Source organism: Pseudomonas sp. P5_A2_2 (assembly GCF_054177685.1).
On the sequence record NZ_JBGCUL010000819.1, the window covers coordinates 1 to 2,034 of the forward strand.

2 protein-coding genes are annotated in these 2,034 nt (G+C 60.6%); both read left to right on the forward strand.

What is annotated here, in order from left to right; translation table 11 throughout:
* A partial coding sequence (locus ACXRVY_RS26115) for a GlxA family transcriptional regulator (protein ID WP_458238634.1) occupies positions 1–849 on the forward strand: 849 nt, incomplete at its 5' end.
* A 102-nt stretch (positions 850–951) separates the two neighbouring features.
* Positions 952–1,926 carry a carbon-nitrogen hydrolase family protein gene (locus ACXRVY_RS26120; protein WP_223463763.1) on the forward strand — a complete coding sequence of 325 codons (975 nt, stop codon included), beginning with the start codon at positions 952–954 and terminating at the stop codon, positions 1,924–1,926.
* Positions 1,927–2,034: the final 108 nt, after the last annotated feature.

The following is a 2,034-nucleotide window of genomic DNA, read 5'->3' on the forward strand; positions in this document are numbered from 1 at the left end:
GCCATGGATGAGCCGTTGTACCGCATTGCATTACTGTCCGAACCGGGTGGCCTGGTGCAGACGTCCGCCGGTTTTGCTGTGAAGACCGAAGCGTTCGACCAGCGCTCGTTCGATACGCTGCTGGTCCTGGGCGACAACCTGATCCGCCCGACCACGCCGGGCATGCTGGAGTTTTTGCGCCGCGCCAGTCACGGCACCCGACGCCTGGGCTCGATTTGCACGGGGGCGAATGCCTTGGCGGAGGCCGGTTTGCTCGACGGTCGGCGGGCGACCACCCATTGGGCGCATGTGCCGGCCTTTCGCAAGGCCTACCCGAACGTGAAGGTCGAGGAAGACCGGATCTTCATCAACGATGGCCACCTGTGGACCGCGGCGGGCATGAGCGCATGCGTGGACCTGGCGTTGGCGCTGGTGGAGAAGGATCTGGGGGCCGACGTTGCACGCAAGGTAGCGCGGCAATTGGTGGTGTACCACCGGCGTTCCGGCGGACAGTCGCAGTTTTCGGTGATGCTGGAACTGGCCCCCAAGACCGATCGGATACAGGCAGCGCTGAACTACGCCAAGCAGAATCTCAAGTCCGCGCTGTCGGTCGAGGAACTGGCCAGCGTGGCCAATCTCAGTCCTCGGCAATTCAGCCGGGTGTTTCATGCCGAAACCGGCCAGTCTCCGGCCAAGGCCATCGAAAACCTGCGGGTCGAGTCGGCCCGGTTGATGATGGAAACCGGACGGCATTCCATCGATGTGGTGGCGACGGACACGGGTTTTGGTGATCGTGAACGTATGCGTCGCGCATTCATTCGTGCGTTCGGGCAGCCGCCGCAGGTGATTCAGCGCGCCAGTCGGGGTTGAATTCTTGATGTCCTGAAAGGTGGCGTATGCGACATTTGTGACTTTATATTATTATCGTAATCTTGATCTCGTTGAAACTTTTCCCTCAATGAGATCACCGCCATGACCCTCGTCAAAGCCGCCGCCGTACAAATCAGCCCTGTTCTTTACAGCCGTGAAGGCACTGTCGACAAAGTGGTGCAGAAGATTCTCGAACTCGGCGAACAGGGCGTGCAATTCGCGGTGTTTCCGGAAACCATCGTGCCGTACTACCCGTACTTTTCCTACGTGCAGTCGCCGTTCGAAATGGCCGCCGAACACCTCAAGCTGCTGGACCAGGCTGTCACCGTGCCTTCGGCCGCCACCGATGCCATCGGCGCTGCAGCCAGGCAAGCCGGCATGGTCGTATCCATCGGCGTCAATGAGCGCGATGGCGGTTCGCTGTACAACACGCAGTTGCTGTTCGATGCCGACGGCTCGCTGATCCAGCGTCGCCGCAAGATTTCCCCGACCTACCACGAACGCATGATCTGGGGTATGGGCGACGGTTCCGGACTGCGGGCCGTCGACAGCGCGGTAGGGCGCATCGGGCAACTGGCCTGCTGGGAGCATTTCAACCCGCTGGCCCGTTATGCCTTGATGGCCGATGGCGAGCAGATCCACGCGGCCATGTACCCGGGGTCGTTTGCAGGTCCCCTGTTCGCCTCGCAAATGGAAGTCAGTGTTCGCCAGCATGCCCTGGAGGCAGCGTGCTTCGTGGTCAATTCCACGGCGTGGTTGTACCCCGAGCAACAGGCGCAGATCATGGCCGACACCGGTTGCACCATCGGCCCGATCTCCGGCGGTTGTTATACCGCGATCATCAGCCCGGATGGCACGGTGCTGGGTTCGTTGCAGGAGGGTGAGGGCGAGGTGATCGCCGACCTCGACATGGGCCTGATCGACAAGCGCAAACGCATGATGGATTCCCGCGGTCACTACAGCCGCCCCGAATTGCTGAGCCTGCTGATCGACCGTACCCCGCAATCCCAAGTGCATGAACGCAGTGCGCATCCGAAGCTGGCCGAAGAGACCGGTGCGGAGGAAGTGACCCGTTAGTTTCAGGCAAAAAAACAGGGGACTTCATGGAAGTCCCTTTTTGTTTGTCCGGGTTGCAGGTTTCGTTTCAACGACGCCAGAAGAAACGAGTAAACAGCGCATCGATAC